This window comes from Bradyrhizobium sp. (genome assembly GCF_004799445.1).
In the GTDB taxonomy this organism is placed as follows: Bacteria; Pseudomonadota; Alphaproteobacteria; order Rhizobiales; family Xanthobacteraceae; genus Bradyrhizobium.
On sequence record NZ_SSNA01000213.1, the window covers coordinates 46083 to 69157 of the forward strand.

Here is a 23075-nt window from a genome sequence, read left to right on the forward strand (position 1 = left end):
GATGAGCAAGTACCAACCCGACCGCAGGAGCTTTCTATCCCATGCGCTGGCCGGCGGCGTCGCTGCCGGGACGTCCTATCTTGGGCTGACCCGCGACCTGTACGCCCAGGCGAGCGGTCCGATCATTCTCGGCAGCCACTGCGAATTGACCGGTGGCTTTGCGTCCTGGGGCTATTGGCACGACAAGGCGGCGAAGGCGGCGGTGCAACTCGTCAACGAGCAGGGCGGCATCGCCGGGCGGAAAGTCGAGTTGATCACCGAGGATACCGAGTCCAATCCCGCCACCGGCACCCGCAAGCTGAGATCGCTGATCGAACGCAACGGCGCGAACTTCATCGTCGGCTCGGTGCATTCCGGGGTGATGTTGTCGGCGATCCCGGTCGCGACCGAACTGAAGACGGTCTATTTTTCGGCAGGCGAGGCCACCGAGGCGACGGGATCGAAGGGCACCCGCTATTCCTTCCGCACCGGCACGGATACCTACGCATTGGCCGCCGCCGGCGCGCCTTGGGCCTTCGAAAATCTCGGCAAGAACTGGACCATTATCTCGCCCGACTATGCCTGGGGGCACAGCCACTACCAGGAGCACAAGGCGATGGTCGAAAGGCTCGGCGGCAAGGTCAACGATCCGATTTTCGTGCCGCTCGATGCCAAGGACATGGTGCCGTATCTGGCGAAAATCCCGCAGGAAACCCAGGTGCTGTTTTCCGTGTTCTTCGGCGCGCAGTCGATCGCCTTCTATACCCAGGCGAAATCGATGGGCCTCGAAAAGACGATGAAGATGTATTCGATCTGCGGCACGATGGAAGCCATCGCGCCCGCCGACCTGCAGGGCGCCGGCGAGGGCGTCTATATCGTCGAGAATTTTCCGCGCGTGCTCAAATACAAGGACGACGAATTTCACCGCGAGCACAACAAGCGCATGGGCATCGACGATGTCGATGCCCGTGAAGCCAACTCGCAGCGGGTGATGGCCAAAAGCCACGCCTGGCAGTCCTGGGAAAACGTCTTCGCGCTGAAGAATGCGATCGAGAAATCGGGGTGGAAATCGAAGAATGACGACAAGCTCGTCATCGAAGCCCTTGAGGGAATGACGCTTCCCAATTCGCTGGGCCACCCCCAGGGCACCAAGATCCTGCGCCGCGAGGACCACTCCGGTATGGTGGATTGCTACATCTCGCGGGTCGAAAACGGCAAACTGGAAGTCAAGAAGAAGGTCACGAAGGAAGACCTCATCAAGGCGCTCCCGCCGCGTTTCGACTTCAGCAAGGAAACCATCTGATCTGTGGCGTGAGCAACAGGGCTTGCTCTGGCCGTTACAGCTTGTGAAGAAAGTCGTGGTCGCGGACGAACGCGTCCACGAGATGCCGGATCACCAGCCGAACGCGCGAGAGGAACTCGAGGTCTTCGTGTACCGAAAGATAGACATCGCGGTACACCTTCACTTCGTCGGCCAGCACCGGTAGCAGTTTGGGGTTCTTCCTGGCCGAGAATAACGGCAGAAGGCCTATTCCGGCGCCCGCGGCGATGGCGTTTTGCTGGGCGTGCATGCTCGACGATCGGAACGATACGTTGGGCGGGTCGAGCACATCCAGCAACCAGCGGACCGGCTGAATGGCGACCAGGTCCTCGACGTAATCGACAAAGGTATGGTTGGCGAGTTCCGAGCGGTCCTTCGGCAGGCCGTGCCGGGCGATGTATTCCGGACTGGCGTAGAGCGCGAGCCGGAAGTTTCCGAGCTTCTTGACAACCAGTCTCTGGCCGGTCGGCTGCACAAAGCTGATGAAGATGTCGGCCTCGCGCTTGGTGAGGCTGATCAGATGACGCTCTGTCACTAGTTCAACCAGCACGCCCGGCTCGCGCTCGGCCAGTTCGACGAGACGTTCGGCGACAAACCACGCGCCGATGCCTTCCATGGTCACGACCCGAACGCGGCCGGTCGCGGTCATGTGCTCGGCGCCGAGGGCCTGTGGTACGGTGCTGGCTTCCTGCTCGATCCGCTCGGCGATCGCAAAAAGACGATGGCCCTGCTCGGTCAGGACAAAGCCGTCGGGTTTTCGGTCGAACAGTTTGATCGACAGATCTTTCTCGAGTTCGGCGATGCGACGGCTAACCGTGGTGTGATCGACGCGAAGTCGCCGCGCCGCCGGCGCCAGCCGGCTCTGCCGTGCCAGTTCGAGGAAGAACACCAGGTCGTTCCAGTTAAACACGGTGAGCCATCTATGGTTTGCCGGCCGCGAAGGCGCCGAGGATTTTTTGGCAAATGGGCCCGGCTCTATCGCACCAGGCTTGCCGGGCCGCGGCGGCGCCCGATTGGAGCGCTGCGACCAAAGCCGGAGCCGGATCGGGATCGATCGTCACGCCGCTTTCGCGCATGCGCCGATGGTTCTCCTGCAACCGGGTGGACAAAGCGAGCCACAAATCAGTTTCAGTCTGGCGGCTGGCAGCGTCGACCGCCTCCCGCAGATCAGACGGCAGTCCGTCATAGGCCGCCTGATTGACGCTCGCCACCGAGAGCGGCAACGAATAGGTGATTTCGCTGAAGTAGGGCAGGAAACTCCAAAGCCTGCGACCGCTGTCGCCATCGCCTGACGACAGCACCGCGTTGATACTGCCGTCCACCAGCCGTGGCAGCGTTTCGGCGAAGGCGATGGAGGTGGCCTTGGCGCCGGCGCGGGTAAAGATCTCACTCGATATCCTGTCATAGGTACGGATCGAAAGGCCGGACAGGTCGGAGGATGTTTTCAGCGGCGTCTTCGACCAGATGCCGGAGGGCGGCCAGGGCGTCAGATAAAGCAGCCGCTCGCCCTTGCTTTGTAACGCGGCCGCGAGGTAGGGCCGCGCAAGGTCGGCAAGCCGCCGTGCGTCGGCCATCGAGGTCACCAGAAACGGCAGGGAGGGCAGCGCGAAGATCACGTCTTCCGCTTCCAGGGAGCCGGCGAATGCGTCGCCGGCCTGGACCCGGCCTTGCGCGATCGCGGTGAGCATGTCGGCGGATCGAATGCCTTTCGCCGCATCGAAGCTCGGCCGGACCACCAATTTTGCCGCGGTCAATGCGGCGACATGCTGCGCGAAGGTGGTCACGCCAAGTCCGGACATGGCGCTTTGCGGATACTCCGTCGTCATGTCCCACACCGCCTGGGCACGGGCGGCTATCGGATGATGCAGCAGCAAAAGCGCGCCGGCCAGCATATGAAGAAGTCGCAACCATCCCTCCCGGTCCAGCCCGGCCTACGCTGCAGCGCACGCCCTTTGGTAGACGGGATGAGGCGATTGGTAAACTCCCCGTTCGGGGCGCGTGGATGCCAGGCCGGCGGCATCGGTAACCTTGCCGGCAGGATCTACTGGAATTGAGTGGAACTCTTCCTAGATGGTGGTTGTTTGCTGTTGTTGCGCATTTCAGGAGGCCTCGATGGTAAGGAATGTTTTCATCCCGATCATTTGCGCGACCGCGCTGGCATGGAGCGGTTTGTCGATGGCGGACGAATACCGTCCTAACGAGTTCCTGAGCCTTGACCTGTCCAAGGCGGTGCTTTCGCCGAAACCGTTTGGCCCGGCCTCCGGCTTCGCGCCAGGTCCGCTCGACGTGACCGTCAACCGCGAAAGCGGGCAGGTTCGCGCGGAACCAACTGACGAGCCCAAGGTCGTTGTTCACAACAGCCGGGTTGTTCACAACACCCGGGTTGCCCATCTGCGCGCCGAGCCGCCGCGCCATGTGGTTCCCATGAAGCTTGCCCGTCAGCACCGTAATCCAGTCGATGCGCAGGCCTTCGATGCCCGTGTTCAGGTCTGGCCCTGCAAGTCGGGCGGCATCTGCAACTGGAAGCGGTAGCCGAACCGCTCCACGGGCACACATCCCTCGGCGCGGGAGTCATGCGCCCGTCGCAAAAGCTTCGGCCAGGAGTCAAGTTGAGCGGGCACCCTCCGTCGTGATTCGACGAGGGATCCCGAATGGCGATAGCGACAGGCGCGAAGAAGCCGTTGACGAGGCGCCAACTGCTGGTCCGGTCAGCGTCCACCGTCGCGCTGGCAGGCATGGGAAGTCTCGCCAGGCCTCATCTCAGCCGCGCTGCGGACCGTCCCCGGATCGCTAGCGGGATTCAGTCGGGCGACGTGTCGGGCGGCTCCGCGATGGTATGGGCGAGGGCCGACCGGGCCGCGCGCATGCGGGTCGAATACGCGACGATTGAGAGCTTCAAGACCATGATCGGCGCCGTATCGTCTGACGCGCTGCCGGATCATGACTTCACCGCGAAGGCGCTGCTGCAAGGTCTGCCGCCGGGCCAGGACATCTTTTATCGGGTGCGGTTCGAGGATCCCGGCGAACCCGGGATGGCGGGTGAAACACAGACCGGACATTTCCGAACTGCTCCGGCGGACAAAAGTTCGATATCGTTTGTCTGGTCGGGCGATACCGCGGGGCAGGGCTGGGGGATCGATCCCTCCCGCGGTGGCATGCGGACCTACCGGACCATGCTGGAGAACCGGCCGGATTTCTTCATTCATTCAGGCGATCACATCTATGCTGATTGCCCCGTGCCCTCCGAGTTGAAACTGCCGGATGGCGGAATCTGGCGCAATATCGTCACCGAGGAGAAATCCGTCACAGCCCACAGCCTCGCGCAGTTTCGCGGCAACTACAAATACAACCTGCTCGACGACAATTTGCGCGCCTTCAATGCGCAGGTGCCGATGCTGGCGCAATGGGACGACCATGAAGTGACCAATGACTGGTCGCCGATCGGCAGCGTCGACGAGACCGGCTACACCGAGGACGGCAAATCCCGGCTGGTCGAACGCGCCCGCCGGGCGTTTTTCGAATTCATGCCGATCCGCGCGATCCCCGAACAGGCCGGCCGCATCTATCGCAGGATCGGATACGGCCCGCTGCTCGACGTCTTCCTGATCGACATGCGCAGTTATCGCGATTCGACCTGGAACAAGCGCGATGACCCCGGCGACGCCTTCATCCTGGGAGCAGCCCAGCTGGCCTGGCTGAAGCGCGAGCTCGCAAGCTCCGACGCGACCTGGAAAGTGATCGCCGCGGACCTCCCGATCGGATTGATCAGCCTGGACGCGGTCGCGCTCGGCGATGGGCCGCCGGAGCGGCGCGAGCATGAAATCGCCGACCTGCTCTCCTTCATGAAGCGCGCCGGCATCAGGAACACCGTGTGGCTGACCGCCGATATGCATTATACGGCCGCGCATCACTACGATCCGAACCGCGCGGTATTTTCGGATTTCGAACCGTTCTGGGAGTTTGTCTCGGGGCCGCTTCATGCCGGAAGCTGGGCGCCGGGTGAACTCGACAATACGTTCGGCCCGGAAGCCAAGTTTCAGAAGGGATGCAGCGCGGAGCAGGGCGAGAATCTCGCGCCGTGCTTCGGGCTGCAGTTTTTCGGCCGCGTCGATATTGACGGCCATTCCGAGGTCATGACCGTGACGCTGAAGGATGTCGATAACCGCTCGTTGTGGTCGGTCGACATCGAGCCGCGGCCGGATGCGCGGCCGGGGCAATTGCTGGCGCAGCATATCTGAGCCGTCGGCAGTTTCCGTGGGGACTCAGCGCGTCACGATCAGATAGCCGCCCAGGACCAGCACCAGGGACAACAGAACCAGCGTGCACAGCACGGCCGTGATGATCGCGAGCAGCTCGTTGGCCTCCAGCCATCGTCGTAAAGCCCTGACCATCGCTATTCTAACCTGATCTTGATTTTGAGGTTGCGCTGCAGGCAGACTATCAAACGAAAGACTTGCTGTCTCATCTATCGTTTCGTCCCACATGCATCGATGCGGGCGTTGCCTTGTTTTCAAGCGGCCGCTTGCGCGCCTCCGGAGTAAGTAAATGGAACATCTGGACACCCAGGGCATCAGCCTGCCGCGTCTTGGCCTCGGCACCTATCGGATGCAGGGCGACATCTGCCGCGCGGCGGTCGAAAGCGCGCTTGCCCTGGGCTACCGCCATATCGACACCGCGGAAATGTATGGCAACGAGGACGCCATTGGCGCGGCGATCGCCTCAGCAGGGGTCGCGCGCAAGGATTTGCATGTGACGACCAAGGTCTGGAACGAGAACCTGGCCCCGGACGCTATTCGCAAGGCGTTCGATACGTCCCTGAAAAAGCTCAGGCTCGATCACGTCGATCTCTATCTCGTGCACTGGCCCGCCCGCAACATGAACCTGCCGGCGATGTTCGACGCCTTGCTCAGGCTGAAGGACGAGGGCCGGACCCGCGCCATCGGTGTTGCCAATTTCAACGTCGCGCTCCTCAAGACCGTGGTCGAGGAGATCAAGGCGCCGATCGCCTGCAACCAGGTCGAATATCATGTGATGCTCGACCAGACATCTTTGCGCAAATATCTGGCCGCCAAAGGTATCCCGCTCGTGGCCTATTGCCCGCTGGCGCAGGGCCGCGCGGCCTCGGACGAGACGCTGGCGGCGATCGGCCGCAAGCATGGCGCCAGCGCGGCCCAGGTGGCGCTGAAATGGCTGCTCGACCAGGACGGCGTTGCCGCGATTCCAAAGGCATCGCGCGCCGAAAGCCAGCGCGCCAATCTCGATGCGCTGCATGTGGGGCTCGACGACGAGGACCGGCAGGCGATCGCGGCGCTGCCGAAGGACAAGCGCTTGGTGAATCCCGGCTTCGCGCCGGCGTGGGATTAGCGCGCGAATTCATGCGGTTGATTTCGGCGCCCCACCCGTGGCAACCTGAGGAACGCGGAATTTAGTGATCGAGTGTTAATCTATTCAAGATGAAGCTCGATAGGTTTAACGCAGGCGATCTAGCGAATGTCCACCACGACAGCCGACGACATCATCGCTGTCCTCGAATCGAGGCATACGTCAGGGCTCAGCTGGAGCGAACGACAAATCCTCTTAACGGATAGCGGCGTCGAGGAATGGAGTGGACGGGTCGGGTTGCCTAGAGGTGACTTGTACGATGCGTTGGCGCTCAGGTTGGCCTTCGGATTTCACAGCAATGCGCTTGACTTCGACTTCTGCGATCAGGTGGTCAATGAGCTCCATGCCGTTATAACGCATCGGAATGAGGACCGGCCAGCGTTGTTTTGGAGCGTCTTCTTAGCTTTCGACGCGGGTGAGTACTATCGCGACGGCAATCGAAGCATCGATCCAGTGGAAGCATATACGCGGCCACAGATAGCCCAAATTGTCCAAAGGCATATTCCCGGTCGATAACGTGGGTGCGTCCCGCCTCGCGTCTTCTTGCTTCCGAGTTTTGGGCTATTTCTACTCATGGGAACCTTTTTGGGACATCTGGCTGTCTCCGACTTGAGTCTAGGGATCAGCGTTCGCTGCCCGCCCTATCGACAAAAGTGAATGGCCCCTCGCGGGGCCATTCCTGTGTCAGCCTTAGCCTTCGGGGGGTATTTTGTCTCAGTTGTCGAAATCGATGCGTTTTTCGACGACGATATTGCCGTTGTCATTCTTGACGATGTTATAGCCGTGCAGACCGTCGCCATGGCTGTCGAAATTATAGGTGCCCTCGACACCGCGATAGTCCTTCACGGCGAGAAGCGCGTCGCGGATTTTCTGTGGGTCGATGCTGCCCGCCTTGGCGATCGCCTGGGCCAGCACGTGGACCGCGTCATAGGGCCAGGAAGCGAAAAAGTCGGGCGTGGTCTTGTAGCTGGCGAGGTATTTTTCGGAGAACGACTTGGCTTCCGGGTTGGCATCGGGATGGAAATCGGCGACCGCGAAGGTGCCGTATAGCGTGGCGCCGGCGAGCTTGCGCGCCGTCGTGGTCGTAATCGATGGCGAGCCCAGCCATACGATGTTGACGCCCAGTTGCCGAAGCTGGCGGGCGAAAATCGCGACATCCGGCTCAAAGGTGATGAAGGTTGCCAGCACATCGGCGCCGGATTGCTTCACCGCCAGGGCCACCGCGGTGTAGTCCGGAGAATTATTGGGCTGCCCTTCGACCATGACCGGCGTGACGCCCTGATTTTTCAGCGCTTCGGCAAACAGGTTCTTGGCGGTGGTCCCGAACGCGTCGGTCGCGTGCACGATGGCCCATTTTTTCTTGCCGAGCTTGTTGAGACCGTAGTCGCTCATCACCCGCGCGGTGTAGGTATCGTTGGGCCTGAACCGGAAAAACCAGGGATTGCCGGCCAATGTCAGCGACGGATCGGTGCCGCCGATCATCACCGGCCTGCCGGCCTGCTTGACGCTCGGCGCGATCGATTGAATCTGGGTGCTGCGGGTGGGGCCGAGAAAGGCGACGATGTCCTTGTCATCCGCGAGCTTGGCGAAGGCCAGCACGGTCGACGGGTTCAACGACTGATCGTCTTCGATCACCAGTTCGAACGGCCGGCCCAGCACCCCGCCGGCCTTGTTGACTTCCTCGACCGCAAGCTTGGCGCCCTGAACCCCGTAGCGGCCGGCATCGGCAATCGGTCCGCTCAGCGGCGCCACCATGCCGATCTTGATGGGATCGGCGGCTTGGGCAGCTATGGGCAAGCTGATCGCAAGCGCCATTCCAAATACTGCGCCAAATACTGTGCAAGCGCGTGACGTGACCATGACAACTTCTCCCTGAATGTTTCGTCTTGGTTTGGCGGGCCTTCTACGAGACCTTTGAATTCTGGATGCGTGACGGGCCTGGTCCTACGAGGAGCCGGTGCAGGGCGGTCGCTTCGACGATGGGATCGGGAAGACCAAGGGAAATCTCGGGGGCCTGAAAAACCGGGAAACGATAAATTTCACATTGCCGCAGGTCAAATCATATTATGAAATAGAGCGAGCGCTGCCTCGTCGCCATTTGTGCGCCTCGTGCCGGCTTCCAGGCCGCGACCTTCACCCTCTCAAGAAAATGGCCCCTTGCGGGGCCATTCCTGTGTCAGCCTTCTGTATCAGCCTTAACCTTCGTGATGGCGATGCCTGACCAGCATCATCCTGTCGTGATGGCGCATGCCGTGATCGCGGTGCCAGCCGTGATCGCGATGCATTTCGGCGCGTGCACCATGCCTGACCACGACGGTTTCAGCGCTGGCAATCGACGGGGCCGCGATGGCGATCGCGCCAAGCGCGGCGATAACGTATCCAAGCTTCTTCATGTTGTTCTCCTCCATAGTGTGAGGATCAAACAGCGCGGAGCAGGGAACGTTCCCGGGAAACGGCAAGAGAATTCTGAACGGTTGTTCAGCGACGGATGGGGGTGCAACGATTCGAGCGGTTCGCAACAAAGCCGCGCTAGTCGATGATCGCCTGATACACCAACGCATTGATCTTCTGACGATAGTGCCAGCGGATCGGGCCGGGCGCCGCCGACAGATAGACTACCGCGAGTTCTTCCCTGGGGTCGACCCACCAGTCGGTGCCGCTGGCGCCGGGCCAGGAGAACTGTCCGACCGATCCCATCATCCTGACCACGCCGGGCGTCGTGCGCACCGCAAGCCCGAGGCCGAAGCCGTAATCGGCGCGGGTCGGATCGGCATTGCCGACGAGATTCTTGATGTTCGGCCCCAACTGGTCGGACAGCATGTAGGCCACGGTCCTTGGGCCCAGCAGCCGCGCCTCGCCGGCGCGTCCGCCGTTCATCAGCATCATCGCAAAGCGCAAGTAGTCGGATGCGGTGGAGGCCGCGCAGCCGCCGCCGCATTCGAACTTGAGCGGCTGCGTCAACTCCGGGCTGCGGGCCTGAGGTTTGCCGGTGTCGGGATCGACCGGCAACGGTTTGGCGTAGCGCGCCGCCCTATCCTCGGAAATCGAGAATCCGGTGTCGGTCATTCCCAGCGGCGCGAACAGATTAGCCTGCAAATACTGTCCCAGCGTCTGCTTGCTGATCTGCTCGATGGTGAGCCCGAGGATGTCGAGGCCGAAGCCATAGTCCCACACGGTCGCGGGCTGATACAAAAGCGGCAGCGACGCCAGCTTGTCCATGAACGCAGCGCCGTCATATTCGCGCGCCGCGTCGCCGCTTCCGCCCGGGTACATCTTGTGCACCAGCGTATTACCGCGACCGCCATAGATCAGGCCGGAGGTGTGGCGCATCAGATCCTGGATCGTGATCGGGCGATTGGCCGGCACCGTTTCCGCCGTGGGTTCGCCGGCGTCACGCACGGCGACACGCATTTGGGCGAATTTCGGGAAGTATTTGCTGAGGGGATCGTCGATCAGGATATTGCCCCGCTCATACAGCATCAGGGCGCCGACCGTCGTCATCGGCTTGGTCATCGAGGCGATGTTGAAAATGGTGTCGGTGGTCATGGCGACGCCGGCCGCCTTGTCGCGCCAGCCATAGGCATCGAGCGCCACCAGTTTGCCGCGCCGGGCGATGGCGATGACCGCACCGGGAATGCGTCCAGCTTCGATGTCGGCGTTCAGCGTTTCGCCGATCCGCGCCAGCCGCTCGCTGGAAAGGCCGACCTCTTCCGGCTTGGCGCGCGGCAGGGGGCCTTGGGCGAACGCGGCGCTGCAAGCCAGCAGGCACAGCGCGGTCGCGAGAATGCGAAAACCAGCCATGGACGTCTCCCGTTCGGGCTCTGTGCGGCCCTGATCGTCAGGCAACGAGATTATGGCAACAGCTCAGCGGAGGCCAGCGGCGTTTGCGCGCGATGCATCTGCGGCTTGCGCAAAATTGTCACCCGGCGCATCATCGACCGATAAGAAACTTTTTTGGGGAGCGCCAGCATGTCCGCATTGTCACGCCGCAATTTTCTCGCGCTTACGGGCTCGGCCGCCGCCGCGCTGTCGGGGCGACTTGCCACGCCCGCGGCCGCGGCGATGGGGCCGGCCGACAAGTTCGATCTCGTGATAAAGGGCGGCGACGTGCTCGACCCCAGTCAGTCCTTGCGGGGAAAACGCGACATCGGCATCCGCTGGGGCGCGATCGAGGCGATCGAGCCGGAAATTCCGGCCGCCCGTGCACTGAAGACCATCGATGCCTCCGGCAAGCTGGTAACGCCGGGCCTGGTCGACCTGCATTGTCACGTCTATCCTTACGGCTCGGCGATCGGCATTCCCGCCGACGAACTGGTGCAGTTTCAGGGCACCACCACGGTAGTGTCGGCGGGCGATGCCGGCGTCAACAATCTCGCGGCGCTGCGCCGCTATATCGTCGCGCAGTCACGGGCGCGGATCTACGCCTTCGTCCATATCGCCAACAACGGCCTGTCGGCGTTCCCGGTGGCCGAGCTCTACAATATCGACAATGCGCAGGTCGAGGCCTGCGCCATGGCGCTGGCGGAAAATCCGGATTTCCTGATCGGCGTCAAGGTGCGGATGTCGGAGAACGTGATCTTCAAGCACGGCCTTGAGCCGCTCAAGCGCGGGATCCAGGCTTGCGAGATGTGCGGCTGGCCGGCCAAGATGATGGTCCATATCGGCGGCGTCGAGACCGGACCATTGATGTCCGATATCCTCAATTTGCTGCGGCCCGGCGACGTGCTGACCCATGCCTATTCCGGCGCGCCGAATATTGCCGGCGCCTTCACCAACATCGTGCAGGATGGCAAGTTGTTGCCGGCCGCCCTTGCCGCCAAGCAGCGTGGCGTGATCTTCGATGTCGGCCATGGCGGCGGCAGCTTCGATTTTACGGTGGCGGAAGTGGCGATCCCCGGCGGCTGCTCGCCCGACACGATCTCGTCCGATATCCATGTGTTCTCGGGCAATTCGCCCGGCATGCCCTATCTGCCGAACGTGATGAGCAAGTTCATGGCGATGGGCTTTTCGCTGGAGCAGGTGGTGACCATGGCGACCACCGCGCCGGCCAAGATCATCAACCGCGCGCCGAAGCTCGGCACGCTGCAGATCGGCGCACCCGGCGATGTCGCGATCCTGGATCTGGTGGAAGGGCCGGTCACCTTCGTCGACACCCGCAACAACAAGCGCGACGGCAAGGCCCTGCTGAAGCCGGTCCAGACCGTGATCAACGGCGTGCCGTTCGGCCGGCCGTATCAGGCGCCGTTCGCGGTGAGGTAGCCGGAGATCGCAGCCGGCGTTCACCGGCCGGGCCAGCTCGTTTGATCCGCATCAATGCGACAACTCGGGCTCCTGGCAAATATGTCAGGAGTCAAGGATTGAGCGCGGCGAGCCACATCATGCGATCCCGGACTTCATCAAGCTTTTGCACCCAGGCGCTTCCGCTTGACGAGGATGTTCGTCCAAATCGTGAGAGCGAATTCCTCGGCTTGCTCGGCGATCGCGTGCGCGAGATGCGTGCGGTCTGCCACATGTCGCGCCGGGAGCTCGCCCGCCAGTCGGGCATTTCCGAGCGCTACGTCGCGCAGATCGAAGCCGGCAAGGGCAATGTTTCGATCGTGCTGTTGCTTCGCATCGCCTATGCCATCCGCCGCGCGCAGGACGATGCCGCCTGACACTCGCCCGGCAACGCCAGCTGAAGTCACTCCCGCGCCGTTGTTGCTTGCCGCTTGGTCGAAGACAGTATCTCGGCGGTCACGTCTTCCACATGATGCAACAGATAGTTGTCGTGAATCGGGGAATTGATCGGCTGCGAGTGGCGCTCGACGAATTTGCCGTCGGGATCACGGATATCGTAGCGCTGCACCGCCATGGCGTGCGGCTGACCGGTCTTCACCACCGTGCGCAGCGAGGCGTAGAGGTTGCTGACGCCATCGGCGAGCGCGTCATCGGGATTGTCCGGAAAGATATCGAACAGCGACCGGCCGACGACGTCGCTCCGCCTGGTGAAGGTCGCCTGAGCATAGGCGTCGTTGATATCGACGATGCGCAGCCCGGGGTTGAGGTCGAGCAGCATATAGGGGGGCGACGAGGCTTCGAACGCGGGCTGAAACTGTTGCTTGATGGATTGGGTGTCGCCGTGCCGCCGGCGGCGCGCCTCAAGCGGCGATTCCTCGGCGCCCGACAGCGTCGATTCCAGCAGGGCGAGATCGCGCCTGGCGGAGAGCAGCAAGGCCTGCAGCGTTCGGCGCAGCGCAGGGTCCGTCGCCTCGTTCAGGAGTTTCTGAAAATGAGCGACATTTTGTTCGCAAATGAACCTCTGCATCCTCCGTCCCCTGCCAGAAGCTGCCAGCAGCGCGGTGGCGACGTTACCACCGCAACGTTACGGATATATTGGCCCGAACAGCCCGTTGCAGACAAATCACAAATTGAGCGGGAACCCATGCTGCCGAGAGGGTCTCGCTTGAAGAAAATTCAGACCTGAAGCTGTTTCTCCACATTCGCGCTCCGTGCCGGCACGCCGAATTCCCGGCGACACACCTCGGCGAGCATGGCCACCCCTTCGCGGATTTCCCGATGCGAGGGACTGGCAAAACACAGCCGCAGCCGGCTGCCGGCATAGGCCTTGTCGGTCGACCATTCCGGTCCGGGGTTGATGGCGACGCCCGCTTTGAGCGAGGCCTGGTAGAGTTTTAGCGCATCGACATTGTCGGGGAGTTTGACCCACAGGAAAATGCCGCCTTTGGGTTCTTCGAATTCCGCCGATGTGCCAAATTGCTCGTTGAGCGCCTCCATCAGCGTGTCGAGCTTGGCGCGCAGGCCCCGCGTCAGTTTCGGCACGTGCGAGGTAAAATGCGGCGCGCAATATTCCGCCAGCACCATCTGCTCCAGCGCGCCGCTTCCGGCATCCGTTTTCAGCGCCAGCAGGCGCGACAGTACGTTCCAGGGTGCCACGATGAAGCCGACCCGCAACGCCGGCGCGATCGACTTGGAGAATGACCCGATGTGGATGACGTTGGCGCATCTGCTCATGGAATACAGCGCGGGCGGGCGCGCTCCGTCCCAGATCAGGTCGGCGTAGCAATCGTCCTCGAAGATCGGCACGCCGTACTGTTCGGCGAGCGCCAGGAGTTCGGTGCGCCGCAGCTGCGGCATGATGGTGCCGGTCGGGTTCTGCACGGTCGGGATGGTGTAGATGTATTTCGGGGTGACGCCGCGGCGCTTGAGATCGGCGAGGACGTCAGCCAGGATGTCCATCCGCATGCCCTCGCCATCAAGCGGGATTCCAAGGACATTGACGCCGAGCCGCGTCAGCCGGTTCAGCGCACCCTGATAACTGTCCCGCTCGACGATCACGGTATCGCCGCGGGCGAGCAGCGTCGCGTTGACGAGGTCGAGCGCCTGCAGCGAGCCCGAGACGATCAGAATGTCGTCCGCGGCGCAGGCGATCCCGGCATCGCGCTCAAGTTTCGCAGTGAGAAATTGGCGTAACGGAAGGTAACCCTGGGGCCCGCTGGAGAGCCCATAGGTCGCCAGCGTCCTGCCTTCGCGCCTGAGCACGGCATTTACCGCTTCGGTCAGGCCCTCAACGGGCACCTGATCCGGATCGTTGTTACCGCCGACAAAACTGTATTTGGCCAGCCCAGTCCATTTTGCCGCTGGCGCGGGCGATCCCGCGGGCAGCAAGGGCGTGAAGTCAAACATTGCGGAGGCCATGCGCGCCGTCTCCCTTGTTCTTTATTGGTTCCGACCTTAAGCAAGTCTGCAGGCTTTGTCGCCATCGTACCGCTACACCGCCGGAGCCGTTCTGCCCTGCGTAATGAAGCTGGCGCGGGCATGCGAGTCCGGCTAATGCTCGCCACGCGCAAAGTGAGACCCTTGAATGGCCGACCCGATCCAGGAAGTTCTGCACGCCTTCGCCAGCGGCCAACTCGTCGTCGTCACCGATGACGACGACCGTGAAGGCGAGGGCGATCTGATTGTCGCGGCATCGCTGTGCACCGCCGAGAAGATGGCGTTTATTATCCGCCATACCTCGGGCATCGTTTGTGCGCCGATCACCACCGAAGACGCGCGCCGGTTCCGGCTCGATCCCATGGTGGCGCACAACGAGTCCAATCACACTACCGCCTTCACTGTCTCGATCGACTACAAGCCGGATGGCGGCACCGGGATTTCGGCGGACGAACGGGCGTCCTGTTGCCGGGCGCTGGCCAATCCGAACGTCGGCGCCAACGATTTTGCCCGACCCGGTCACGTGTTTCCGTTGATTGCGCGTGACGGCGGCGTGCTGCTGCGCTCGGGCCATACCGAGGCGGCGGTTGATCTCTGCAAGCTGAGCGGCCTGCCGCCGGTCGGCGTCATCAGCGAACTGATGAACGACGACGGGACGGTGATGAAGGGCGAGCAGGTGGCGCGGTTCGCCAAGGCCCACAAGCTCAAGCATGTCACCATCGCCGACATGATCGCCTACCGCCAGGCACGCGAAAAGCTGATCGAACGTGTTTCGACCTTCACCGCGGAGAGCCCGATCGGGCCACTGCAAGGTTACGCCTATCGCTCGCCGTTCGACGAGATCGCGCACGTGGCCTTCGTCTATAATGGCGTCGGCGACGGCAAGAATGTACTCACTCGCTTTTACAAACCCAACATCGTCAGGGACATTTTCACCGGGCCGGCGCGCATGCAGGCCGTGCTCGCGCATTTCAAGAGAAACGGAAGCGGTGTGCTGGTGTACTTGCGCGATGGCGCCGCCGGCGTGCCGGTGTCGCCGCTGCCTGAGGAGAAAACCGCGGAAGCCGACCGCAACCGGCAATGGCGCGAGGTCGGCGTCGGCGCGCAGATCCTGCGCGATCTCGGCGTTACCTCGATCCGGAATTTGACGTCGTCGGTGCATGACTACAAGGGACTGTCCGGTTTCGGCATCGAGATCGTGTCCAGCGAACAGCTTGAAGGGTAGGTTTTGTCATTCCGGGACGGCTCGCAGAGCCTGACCCGGAATCTCGAGATTCCGGGTTTGCTCGTTTCACTCGCGCCCCGGAATGGCGAAGCCAATCCATTTGCGCTTCGGCCCTCGGCGCTTTAAAATGAATAAAGCGATGCGAAAGGAATTTTCATGAGCGTACGCCCTCAGACCAAGGACAAGCCGTCCCCGGTGAATTTCCAGTGGGACGATCCGTTCATGCTCGACGAGCAGCTCACCGAAGACGAGCGCATGATCCGCGATACCGCGCGCGCCTATGCGCAGGACAAGCTGGCGCCACGCGTCACCAAGGCCTATCTGGAAGAGAAGACCGATCGCGAAATTTTCAATGAGATGGGCGAACTCGGCTTGATCGGCATCACCCTGCCGGAAGAATATGGCTGCGCCAATGCAAGCTACGTCGCCTACGGCCTGGTGGCGCGCGAGATCGAGCGCGTCGATTCCGGCTATCGTTCGATGAATTCGGTGCAGTCGTCGCTGGTCATGCACCCGATCTACGCTTACGGCGACGAGAACCAGCGCAAGAAATACCTGCCCAAGCTTGCCACCGGCGAGTGGGTCGGCTGCTTCGGCCTGACCGAGCCGGACGCCGGCTCCGATCCCGGCGGCATGAAGACCCGCGCAGAAAAGACCGCCGACGGCTACCGGCTGACCGGAACCAAGATGTGGATTTCCAACGCGCCGATCGCCGACGTTTTCGTGGTGTGGGCGAAATCGGCGGAACACAACAACCAGATCCGCGGCTTCATCCTCGAGAAGGGCATGAAGGGCCTGTCGGCGCCGAAGATCGCCGGCAAGCTTTCCTTGCGCGCATCCGTCACCGGCGAAATCGTGATGGAAGGCGTCGAAGTGCCGGAAAGCGCGCTGCTACCCAACGTGTCCGGCCTGAAGGGGCCGTTCGGCTGCCTCAACCGCGCCCGCTACGGCATTTCCTGGGGCGCGATGGGGGCTGCGGAAGACTGCATGGCGCGCGCGCGGCAATACACGCTCGACCGCAAGCAGTTCAATCGGCCGCTGGCGGCGACGCAGCTGGTGCAGAAGAAGCTTGCCGACATGCAGACCGACATCGCGCTCGGCCTGCAGGCCTCGCTCCGCGTCGGGCGGTTGATGGACGAAGGCAAGATGGCGCCGGAAATGATCTCCATCGTCAAGCGCAACAATTGCGGCAAGGCGCTCGATATCGCGCGCATGGCCCGCGACATGCACGGCGGCAACGGCATCCAGATCGAATATCACGTGATGCGCCATACCGCGAACCTGGAAACCGTGAATACCTATGAAGGCACCCACGACGTCCATGCGCTGATCCTCGGCCGGGCCATCACCGGCATCCAGGCGTTTTCGTAACGTTGACGAAAATGCTCGTCGTGACCTCAATCTCTGGTGTCATCGCCCGCGAAAGCGGGCGATCCAGTACTCCGCGGCATCGTGGCTTGTCTCTGCTGCCAGCGATTACTGGATACTCCGCTTTCGCGGGGTATGACGACCGCGGCTGTTCCGCGGGACTCGCCAACGATGCCACGTAGGAATTCCATGGCCGACAACGACGACGTCCCCTTCAACCGCAACTTTCAGCTCGAGCCAGGCGTCGTCGATGAAGTGCGGCCCGCGGTGCGGCGGATTCTCTGCAACAATCCGAGCCCGTTCACCTTCACCGGCACGGTGAGCTACATCGTCGGCCAGGGCAAGGTCGCCATCATCGATCCCGGCCCCGACAGCGAAGCCCATGCGCAGGCGCTGCTCGATGCCGTGCGCGGCGAAACCGTGACGCATATCCTGGTCACCCACACCCACCGCGACCACTCGATGAACACCGCGCGGATCAAGGCGGCAACCGGCGCTGCCGTCTATGCCGAGGGGCCGCACCGGGCGTCGCGGCCGCGCTTTGAGAGCGAGAAGCATAATCCGGAATCGGGTGCCGACCGCGACTTCAGGCCGGACATCGAGGTGCGCGACGGCGAGACCGTCGAGGGGGCGGGGTGGGAACTCGAGGCGGTCGCGACCCCGGGTCACACCGCCAATCATCTGGCGTTTGCCTGGCCGGAGCGAAAAATGCTTTTTGTCGGCGATCATGTGATGGGCTGGTCGACCTCGATCGTGGCACCCCCGGACGGATCGATGATCGACTACATGGCCTCGCTGGAAAAGCTCACGGGCCGGAATGAGGATTTGTACTTCTCGGGCCACGGCCCTGAAATCCCGGAAGGTCCGCGCTATGTGCGGTTTCTGATCCGCCACCGTCAGGCGCGTGAGGCCTCGATTCTGCACCGCCTTGCAAAGGGGGAAGCGGATATTCCCACCATCGTGCGCGCGATCTACATCGGCATCGATCCGCGGCTGACGGGGGCTGCCGGCTATTCGGTGCTGGCGCATCTGGAGGATCTGGTCGGGCGAGGGATCGTGGCGACCGACGGCGACCCGGTGATCGGGGGGAGCTATCGGTTGGCGGCTTCCTAGCAAACGTCATTCCGGGATGCGCCGACCGGACTCGGATATACCCGAGTTCGGCAAATATCAATAGCCAAGTCGGCAACAGCCGACTTGGTTGGCGCAGACCCGGAATCCAGAAATTGCCGCGCGAGATTCCGGGTCTGGTCCTTCGGACCATCCCGGAATGACGAAGACGTCACTTCTTCACGACCTTCGGCGGAACCTTGGCGGGCAGCGGTGGCTTCTTGACTGCCGGCTTGAGGCTCGCGTTGTCGACCGCGTTGTTGATGTCGTCGGTCAGCTTGCGGACGCGCGCGGCGTTGCTGCCGAGGTCACTCTCGAAATAGCGGGACGAGGAACGGATATCGACGCGGGAATCCTCGCCGTCGGGCGTGACGCGGATCGACACGTCCTCGCGGAAACCCATGATCGGGGTGCGCGCCACCGCTTCGATGCGGCCGATTCGGCGCGGCGGCTGCGGCGCGCGCTCGTCGATCACCAGCCATTTGCGCTTGGTGACCAGTTGCAGCGTGATCTCGTAGGCCCGCTGCACCGGGACCTCGAGTTCGACGGTCTCGATGTCCGGATAGGCGATCCGCTGCTGTTCGGCCGAATACAATCCGGCATAGACGGCGGTGTTGGTGCCGTCGCCGGTGCGCAGCCGCGCCAGCGCTTCGAAGCGCGGCGGGTCGATCGGATCGGTGGTGATGTCGTGGATCGGCGGCAATTTGCGGTATTGCAGGCCGAGATAGGCGGGATAGGCCAACATCACGACGTCGATGAAGAATGCCAGCAGGATGCGGCTCATGCCGCGCGAGCCGTTTTGCCAGATCGCGGCCGCGCCGGCGAGGCCGACCAGAATCGAAAGGCCGGCGCAGGCCAGCGCGCCGAAGAAGGTCGCCAATGCCGGTTTCATTTCGAGGAAGCCGAAGCGGACGATGATGATCGAGACCAGCACCGCGACCACCGAAAATACCGCCAGATTGCGCGCCCAGGACGCGAGGCTCGACACGGGCTCCGATTGATAGGGAGCAGAAAACCTGCGGGTCATCGCTTCAATTCTGCCAGGCTGGAATCTTGCCGGCCCAATTGGGCCAGGCTCTCAAACTGCCCGTTTGAGACCACGGACTTGCGTCAAATTCAAGGGAATTTGGGCGGCGTAGATCTCCCTTGCCCCGCGGTTGCGGGGGCGAGACGAGCGAAGCTCTCTCTTAGAGGGCCGGGGTGAGGGGCTGTATCGGCAAGTTCCGAAGTTGAAGCCAGCGCGGTAGCCCCTCAGCCGGATCGCACCGGACGATGCGGAGCCTGTCATCGGGCGCGCATTCGCGCGACCCGTTGGCATCGCCGAGGCGATCTAACCTCTCCCCGCGAGCGGGGAGAGGTTAGGAGCTCACGCCGCCGCGTTCGGGAAACTGTAGGTCTTGAACTGGTCGCGTAGCGCGGTCTTCAGGATCTTGCCCGTCGCGGTGTGGGGAATGGCGTCGACGAACTGGATGTCATCCGGCATCCACCATTTGGCGATCTTGCCATCCATGTATTTCAGGATGTCCTCGCGCGTTGCCTGCTGACCCTGCTTCAGCTGCACGATCAGGAGCGGACGTTCGTCCCATTTGGGATGGTGGACGCCGATCACGGCAGCTTCGGCGACCGCCGGGTGGCCGACCGCCAGATTTTCCAGATCGATCGACGAAATCCACTCGCCGCCGGATTTGATCACATCCTTGGAGCGGTCGGTAATCCGCATGTAGCCGTACGGGTCGATGGTGGCGACGTCGCCGGTGTCGAAAAAGCCGTCCTGGTCGAGGATGCTGGCATCGACCCGGAAATAGGCCTTCGATACCGCCGGCCCTGCGACTTTCAGGCGGCCGAACGTCTTGCCGTCCCACGGCAGTTCCTTGCCGGCATCGTCGGTGATCTTCATCTGGACGCCGAACGGCGGGTAGCCCTGGGTCTGCAGGATGTCGAGCCGGGCCTCGCCGGTGAGTTCGGTGAAGGGAGGCTTCAGCGCTGCAAGGGTGCCGATCGGGCTCATCTCGGTCATGCCCCAGGCGTGGCGCGTCGCCACGCCCATGTCGACGAACGCCTTGATCATCGAGCGCGGCATCGCCGAGCCGCCGCACACCACCATTCGCAGGTGAGGCAGCTTCACTTTGTTGGCGGCCATATGATTGAGCAGCATCAGCCACACCGTCGGAACGCCGGCGGTGTGGGTCACCTTCTCGGTCTCCAGCAGTTCGAAGACCGAGGCGCCGTCGAGCTTAGCGCCGGGCAGCACCAGCTTGGTGCCCATCGAGGGGGCCGAGAAGGCGATGCCCCAGCTGTTGGCATGGAACAGCGGAACCACCGGCAGCATCGTGTCGCCCGCGCCTGCGCCAAGGGAATCGCCGGTGTTGGCCATCAGCGCATGCAGCACGTTGGAACGATGCGAATACAACACGCCCTTGGGATCGCCCGTGGTTCCAGAGGTGTAGCACATCGCGGCCGCGGTATTTTCGTCGAAGGTCTTCCACTTGAAATCGCCGTCGGCCTCCGCGATCCAGTCCTCATAGGCGACCGCGTTCTTCAGCGTGGTCTGCGGCATATGTGCCTTGTCGGTGAAGACGATATAGCGTTCGACGCTGGGAAGCCGGTCGGCGATTTTTTCCAGGATCGGCACAAAGGTGATATCGGTCATCACCACGCGGTCTTCGGCGTGGTTGATGATCCAGGCGATCTGATCGGGAAACAGTCGCGGGTTGACGGTATGGCAGATCGCGCCGATGCCCATGATGCCATACCATGCCTCGAGATGGCGCCAGGTGTTCCAGGCAATGGTGGCGACGCGGTCGCCGAGCTTGATGCCGTCGCGGTCGAGGCGCTGCGAGATCTTCAGCGCGCGCTTGTGGATTTCGGCATAGTTGGTGCGGTGGATGGGGCCTTCGACCGAGCGTGTGACGACCTCCTGTGTTCCATGGATGGTCGCCGCATGTTCGAGAATACGGTGACACAGCAAAGGCCAGTCTTGCATCAACCCACGCATACGGAAGTCCCTCCTCAAGTTGCGATCGCTTGCCGCGATTTTTCACGGAATTGCCATGAAGTTTAGCGCGTCGAATGCGTGCCGCAAATGGCCTTGTCGCGGCTTGCGCTGCGGCGAAACGGCAACCATTGCCGCCGTGGCGGCACTGCTGATGCTCTGTGGGCAACCCGATTCCGCCGCCGCGGCGCGTCGGTCCGCTCAGGCACCATGGAGCATCCTGTTCGGGGATAACAGGCCTAAGCAGCGCCGGGCCGTGCTCAGGGTATCCATACCCCTGCCGAAGCCGCGTCCCGCGGATGCGCCGGTGGCCCAACCAGAAAAGCCCGCCGTTGCAAAACAGACCCCCGCCGAGGCTGATAAGCCGGCCGAGCAGGCTGCGCCGGCGCCCCAGCCCTCGGCCTGCCGGCTGGCGCTGTCAGAGGCGATTGCCATCGCCCCCAGCATTCCCGATATCCATGGCGCCGGCGGCTGCGGTGGAGAAGACCTGGTGCGGCTGGAAGCCGTGGTGCTGCCCGACAAGGGCCGGGTCGCGGTCAAGCCGGCGGCGATCCTCCGCTGCACCATGGCGTCGGCGGTCGCCGACTGGATCCGCACCGACATGGCGCCACTGGCAAGGAGCCTCGGCAGCGTCATCACCGACCTCGACAATTTCGACTCGTTCGAATGCCGCGGCCGCAACCGCGTCGCCGGCGCCGCCTTGTCCGAACATGGCCGCGCCAATGCGCTCGACGTTCGCTCCGTCAAGCTCGCCGATGGCCGATCGATTTCGCTGACCGACCGCACGGTGCCGCGCGAGTTGCGCGAGAGCGTACTGCATTCAGTGTGCGCACGGTTTGCAACCGTGCTGGGGCCCGGCTCGGACTGGTACCACGAGGACCATATCCATCTCGACCTGATGGAACGGCATAACGACTACAAGATCTGCCAGTGGAACGTATGGGACCCGCTGCCGCATACCGCGCCGCTATTGCCCGCCGAGCGCCCGGACGACGCGCCGTCGCGCCAGCTCGCCGCCACACCCGACGCCGCCAAACCAGACGGCGTCGCGCCGGATAGCGGCGGCGGCAAGTCGCCAACCGACAAGGCGCCAGCCAACAACCCGCCAACGAAAAAGCGCCGGTGAAACCGGCGCTTTTGTTCTCGACGAACCGAGCAACTGGTTTACTGCGTCACCGGCCCGATGCTGGTGGTACCACCGCCGAGCGCCATCTGCGAACCGGATCCAAGCGGCGTGTCGCCATGGTGCGGGGCGAGCACGACGACGATGGTGCCCATCTTCACCCGGTTGTACAGATCGATCACGTCCTCGTTCGTCATCCGGATGCAGCCGGAGGAAATCGACTGACCGATATATTCCGGCTGGTTGGTGCCGTGAATCCGGAACAGGGTGTCCTTGCCGCCCGAATAGAGATAGAGCGCGCGCGAACCCATCGGATTGTCCGGACCCGGCGCCACGAAAGTGGGAACGCCGAGACGCTCGATCTCGCTCTTGGTCGGATGCCAGGGCGGCCATTCGGCCATGCTGCCGATCTTCGCGATGCCTGACCACGCCATGGCTTCCTCGCCAACGGTGATGCCGTAGCGGATCGCCTTGCCGTCGTTCTGCACGAGATAGAGGTAGTGGTTGTCGGAATCGACCACGATCGAGCCGGGCGCTTCCTTGCGGTGATACTCGACGATCGCACGGCGGTAGCTTTCCCCGGGCTGCACGTTCTCGTAACGGACCTTCGCCAGCAATTCCTTGTCGCGCGGCTTGAAGGCGCTGGAATTGGTCGCCTCATAGTTTGCCGTTTCCATGCAGCCCGACAACATCAGGCCGGCAGCCAGAACAGCCAATCTTAGTGTTAGCGACGACATGATGTAGGTCCAATCGAAGGCCTTGCGTACGCGGCGCCACATTGCGCCTCAAACGCCACGATTCTGTTAGCCGCATTATCGCCGAAATTGGCAATAATTCCAGCGCTTAGATGCTTGTCCCGCGA

General features: G+C 62.6%; 20 protein-coding genes and 1 pseudogene. 10 read left to right on the plus strand and 11 right to left on the minus strand.

Annotated features, from left to right (window positions below):
* Position 1: 1 nt before the first annotated feature.
* Entirely contained in the window at positions 2 to 1282 is a 1281-nt protein-coding gene (locus E8A46_RS28210) for an ABC transporter substrate-binding protein (RefSeq protein WP_291568174.1), read from the plus strand.
* Between the two features lie 34 nt (positions 1283 to 1316).
* Here E8A46_RS28210 and E8A46_RS28215 read toward each other — a convergent pair whose 3' ends face one another.
* Positions 1317 to 2210 carry a LysR family transcriptional regulator gene (locus E8A46_RS28215; protein ID WP_291568175.1) on the minus strand — a complete coding sequence of 298 codons (894 nt, stop codon included), beginning with the start codon at positions 2208 to 2210 and terminating at the stop codon, positions 1317 to 1319.
* 10 nt (positions 2211 to 2220) lie between these two features.
* Complete coding sequence (locus E8A46_RS28220; protein ID WP_291568176.1) at positions 2221 to 3207, minus strand: TRAP transporter substrate-binding protein; 987 nt, start codon at positions 3205 to 3207, stop codon at positions 2221 to 2223.
* Positions 3208 to 3475: 268 nt separating this feature from the next.
* Here E8A46_RS28220 and E8A46_RS28225 point away from each other — a divergent pair, with 268 nt between their 5' ends.
* Both E8A46_RS28225 and E8A46_RS28230 read left to right on the plus strand, forming a co-directional pair.
* A complete protein-coding gene (locus E8A46_RS28225; protein WP_291568177.1) occupies positions 3476 to 3832 on the plus strand; it encodes a hypothetical protein in 357 nt (118 codons plus the stop codon).
* A 119-nt stretch (positions 3833 to 3951) separates the two neighbouring features.
* Positions 3952 to 5538, plus strand: coding sequence for an alkaline phosphatase D family protein (locus tag E8A46_RS28230; protein ID WP_291568178.1), 1587 nt, complete (start codon positions 3952 to 3954; stop codon positions 5536 to 5538).
* 24 nt (positions 5539 to 5562) lie between these two features.
* Here the strand turns inward: E8A46_RS28230 and E8A46_RS28235 are convergent, their stop codons facing one another.
* Complete coding sequence (locus tag E8A46_RS28235; RefSeq protein WP_291568179.1) at positions 5563 to 5691, minus strand: hypothetical protein; 129 nt, start codon at positions 5689 to 5691, stop codon at positions 5563 to 5565.
* A gap of 154 nt (positions 5692 to 5845) precedes the next feature.
* Between E8A46_RS28235 and E8A46_RS28240 the strand changes: the two genes are divergently transcribed.
* Positions 5846 to 6664 carry an aldo/keto reductase gene (locus E8A46_RS28240; RefSeq protein WP_291568180.1) on the plus strand — a complete coding sequence of 273 codons (819 nt, stop codon included), beginning with the start codon at positions 5846 to 5848 and terminating at the stop codon, positions 6662 to 6664.
* Positions 6665 to 7396: 732 nt separating this feature from the next.
* Here the strand turns inward: E8A46_RS28240 and E8A46_RS28245 are convergent.
* The 3 genes from E8A46_RS28245 to E8A46_RS28255 form a co-directional block, all read right to left on the minus strand.
* On the minus strand, positions 7397 to 8542 hold the full coding sequence (locus E8A46_RS28245) for an ABC transporter substrate-binding protein (protein ID WP_291568181.1): 1146 nt from the start codon (positions 8540 to 8542) through the stop codon (positions 7397 to 7399).
* 335 nt (positions 8543 to 8877) lie between these two features.
* Entirely contained in the window at positions 8878 to 9075 is a 198-nt protein-coding gene (locus tag E8A46_RS28250; protein ID WP_291568182.1) for a hypothetical protein, read from the minus strand.
* Between the two features lie 136 nt (positions 9076 to 9211).
* A complete protein-coding gene (locus tag E8A46_RS28255; protein ID WP_291568184.1) occupies positions 9212 to 10483 on the minus strand; it encodes a serine hydrolase domain-containing protein in 1272 nt (423 codons plus the stop codon).
* A gap of 168 nt (positions 10484 to 10651) precedes the next feature.
* Between E8A46_RS28255 and E8A46_RS28260 the strand changes: the two genes are divergently transcribed.
* Together E8A46_RS28260 and E8A46_RS28265 are read left to right on the plus strand one after the other, a co-directional pair.
* Positions 10652 to 11941: an amidohydrolase/deacetylase family metallohydrolase gene (locus E8A46_RS28260; protein WP_291568186.1), complete on the plus strand. Its 1290-nt coding sequence runs from the start codon at positions 10652 to 10654 to the stop codon at positions 11939 to 11941.
* Between the two features lie 119 nt (positions 11942 to 12060).
* The gene (locus E8A46_RS28265; RefSeq protein ID WP_291568188.1) at positions 12061 to 12336 is read left to right on the plus strand and encodes a helix-turn-helix domain-containing protein; all 276 of its coding nucleotides are present in this window, start codon (positions 12061 to 12063) and stop codon (positions 12334 to 12336) included.
* 26 nt (positions 12337 to 12362) lie between these two features.
* Here the strand turns inward: E8A46_RS28265 and E8A46_RS28270 are convergent, their stop codons facing one another.
* Positions 12363 to 12986, minus strand: coding sequence for a PAS domain-containing protein (locus E8A46_RS28270; RefSeq protein WP_291568190.1), 624 nt, complete (start codon positions 12984 to 12986; stop codon positions 12363 to 12365).
* A gap of 149 nt (positions 12987 to 13135) precedes the next feature.
* Positions 13136 to 14377, minus strand: coding sequence for a PLP-dependent aminotransferase family protein (locus E8A46_RS28275; protein ID WP_291568193.1), 1242 nt, complete (start codon positions 14375 to 14377; stop codon positions 13136 to 13138).
* 166 nt (positions 14378 to 14543) lie between these two features.
* Between E8A46_RS28275 and ribB the strand changes: the two genes are divergently transcribed.
* The 3 genes from ribB (at position 14544) to E8A46_RS28290 (ending at position 18101) form a co-directional block, all read left to right on the plus strand.
* The gene (gene ribB, locus E8A46_RS28280; RefSeq protein ID WP_291568194.1) at positions 14544 to 15620 is read left to right on the plus strand and encodes a 3,4-dihydroxy-2-butanone-4-phosphate synthase; all 1077 of its coding nucleotides are present in this window, start codon (positions 14544 to 14546) and stop codon (positions 15618 to 15620) included.
* A gap of 156 nt (positions 15621 to 15776) precedes the next feature.
* Positions 15777 to 16991 (plus strand): acyl-CoA dehydrogenase, encoded by a 1215-nt coding sequence (locus tag E8A46_RS28285; protein WP_291568197.1) that lies wholly within the window; start codon positions 15777 to 15779, stop codon positions 16989 to 16991.
* A 186-nt stretch (positions 16992 to 17177) separates the two neighbouring features.
* Complete coding sequence (locus E8A46_RS28290; protein WP_291568198.1) at positions 17178 to 18101, plus strand: MBL fold metallo-hydrolase; 924 nt, start codon at positions 17178 to 17180, stop codon at positions 18099 to 18101.
* 169 nt (positions 18102 to 18270) lie between these two features.
* Here E8A46_RS28290 and E8A46_RS28295 read toward each other — a convergent pair whose 3' ends face one another.
* Both E8A46_RS28295 and E8A46_RS28300 read right to left on the minus strand, forming a co-directional pair.
* Entirely contained in the window at positions 18271 to 19125 is an 855-nt protein-coding gene (locus tag E8A46_RS28295; protein ID WP_291568201.1) for a DUF1499 domain-containing protein, read from the minus strand.
* Positions 19126 to 19464: 339 nt separating this feature from the next.
* Complete coding sequence (locus tag E8A46_RS28300; protein WP_291568203.1) at positions 19465 to 21093, minus strand: fatty-acid--CoA ligase; 1629 nt, start codon at positions 21091 to 21093, stop codon at positions 19465 to 19467.
* Positions 21094 to 21148: 55 nt separating this feature from the next.
* On the opposite strand from E8A46_RS28300, the pseudogene E8A46_RS28305 reads away from it, so the two are divergent.
* Positions 21149 to 22120, plus strand: a pseudogene (locus E8A46_RS28305) (extensin family protein); the annotation flags it as partial.
* 134 nt (positions 22121 to 22254) lie between these two features.
* Here E8A46_RS28305 and E8A46_RS28310 read toward each other — a convergent pair.
* Positions 22255 to 22950 carry a L,D-transpeptidase gene (locus E8A46_RS28310; RefSeq protein WP_291568209.1) on the minus strand — a complete coding sequence of 232 codons (696 nt, stop codon included), beginning with the start codon at positions 22948 to 22950 and terminating at the stop codon, positions 22255 to 22257.
* Positions 22951 to 23075 lie beyond the last annotated feature (125 nt).

Excerpts from the sequence above, each read along its gene's own strand:
- E8A46_RS28210 (WP_291568174.1), top strand. The coding sequence starts at position 2 with ATGAGCAAGTACCAACCCGACCGCAGGAGCTTTCTATCCCATGCGCTG.
- E8A46_RS28225 (WP_291568177.1), top strand. The coding sequence starts at position 3,476 with ATGGCGGACGAATACCGTCCTAACGAGTTCCTGAGCCTTGACCTGTCC.
- E8A46_RS28230 (WP_291568178.1), top strand. The coding sequence starts at position 3,952 with ATGGCGATAGCGACAGGCGCGAAGAAGCCGTTGACGAGGCGCCAACTG.
- E8A46_RS28235 (WP_291568179.1), bottom strand. The coding sequence starts at position 5,691 with ATGGTCAGGGCTTTACGACGATGGCTGGAGGCCAACGAGCTGCTCGCG.
- E8A46_RS28240 (WP_291568180.1), top strand. The coding sequence starts at position 5,846 with ATGGAACATCTGGACACCCAGGGCATCAGCCTGCCGCGTCTTGGCCTC.
- E8A46_RS28245 (WP_291568181.1), bottom strand. The coding sequence starts at position 8,542 with ATGGTCACGTCACGCGCTTGCACAGTATTTGGCGCAGTATTTGGAATG.
- E8A46_RS28250 (WP_291568182.1), bottom strand. The coding sequence starts at position 9,075 with ATGAAGAAGCTTGGATACGTTATCGCCGCGCTTGGCGCGATCGCCATC.
- E8A46_RS28255 (WP_291568184.1), bottom strand. The coding sequence starts at position 10,483 with ATGGCTGGTTTTCGCATTCTCGCGACCGCGCTGTGCCTGCTGGCTTGC.
- E8A46_RS28260 (WP_291568186.1), top strand. The coding sequence starts at position 10,652 with ATGTCCGCATTGTCACGCCGCAATTTTCTCGCGCTTACGGGCTCGGCC.
- E8A46_RS28265 (WP_291568188.1), top strand. The coding sequence starts at position 12,061 with ATGCGATCCCGGACTTCATCAAGCTTTTGCACCCAGGCGCTTCCGCTT.
- E8A46_RS28270 (WP_291568190.1), bottom strand. The coding sequence starts at position 12,986 with ATGCAGAGGTTCATTTGCGAACAAAATGTCGCTCATTTTCAGAAACTC.
- E8A46_RS28275 (WP_291568193.1), bottom strand. The coding sequence starts at position 14,377 with ATGGCCTCCGCAATGTTTGACTTCACGCCCTTGCTGCCCGCGGGATCG.
- ribB (WP_291568194.1), top strand. The coding sequence starts at position 14,544 with ATGGCCGACCCGATCCAGGAAGTTCTGCACGCCTTCGCCAGCGGCCAA.
- E8A46_RS28285 (WP_291568197.1), top strand. The coding sequence starts at position 15,777 with ATGAGCGTACGCCCTCAGACCAAGGACAAGCCGTCCCCGGTGAATTTC.
- E8A46_RS28290 (WP_291568198.1), top strand. The coding sequence starts at position 17,178 with ATGGCCGACAACGACGACGTCCCCTTCAACCGCAACTTTCAGCTCGAG.
- E8A46_RS28295 (WP_291568201.1), bottom strand. The coding sequence starts at position 19,125 with ATGACCCGCAGGTTTTCTGCTCCCTATCAATCGGAGCCCGTGTCGAGC.
- E8A46_RS28300 (WP_291568203.1), bottom strand. The coding sequence starts at position 21,093 with ATGCGTGGGTTGATGCAAGACTGGCCTTTGCTGTGTCACCGTATTCTC.
- E8A46_RS28310 (WP_291568209.1), bottom strand. The coding sequence starts at position 22,950 with ATGTCGTCGCTAACACTAAGATTGGCTGTTCTGGCTGCCGGCCTGATG.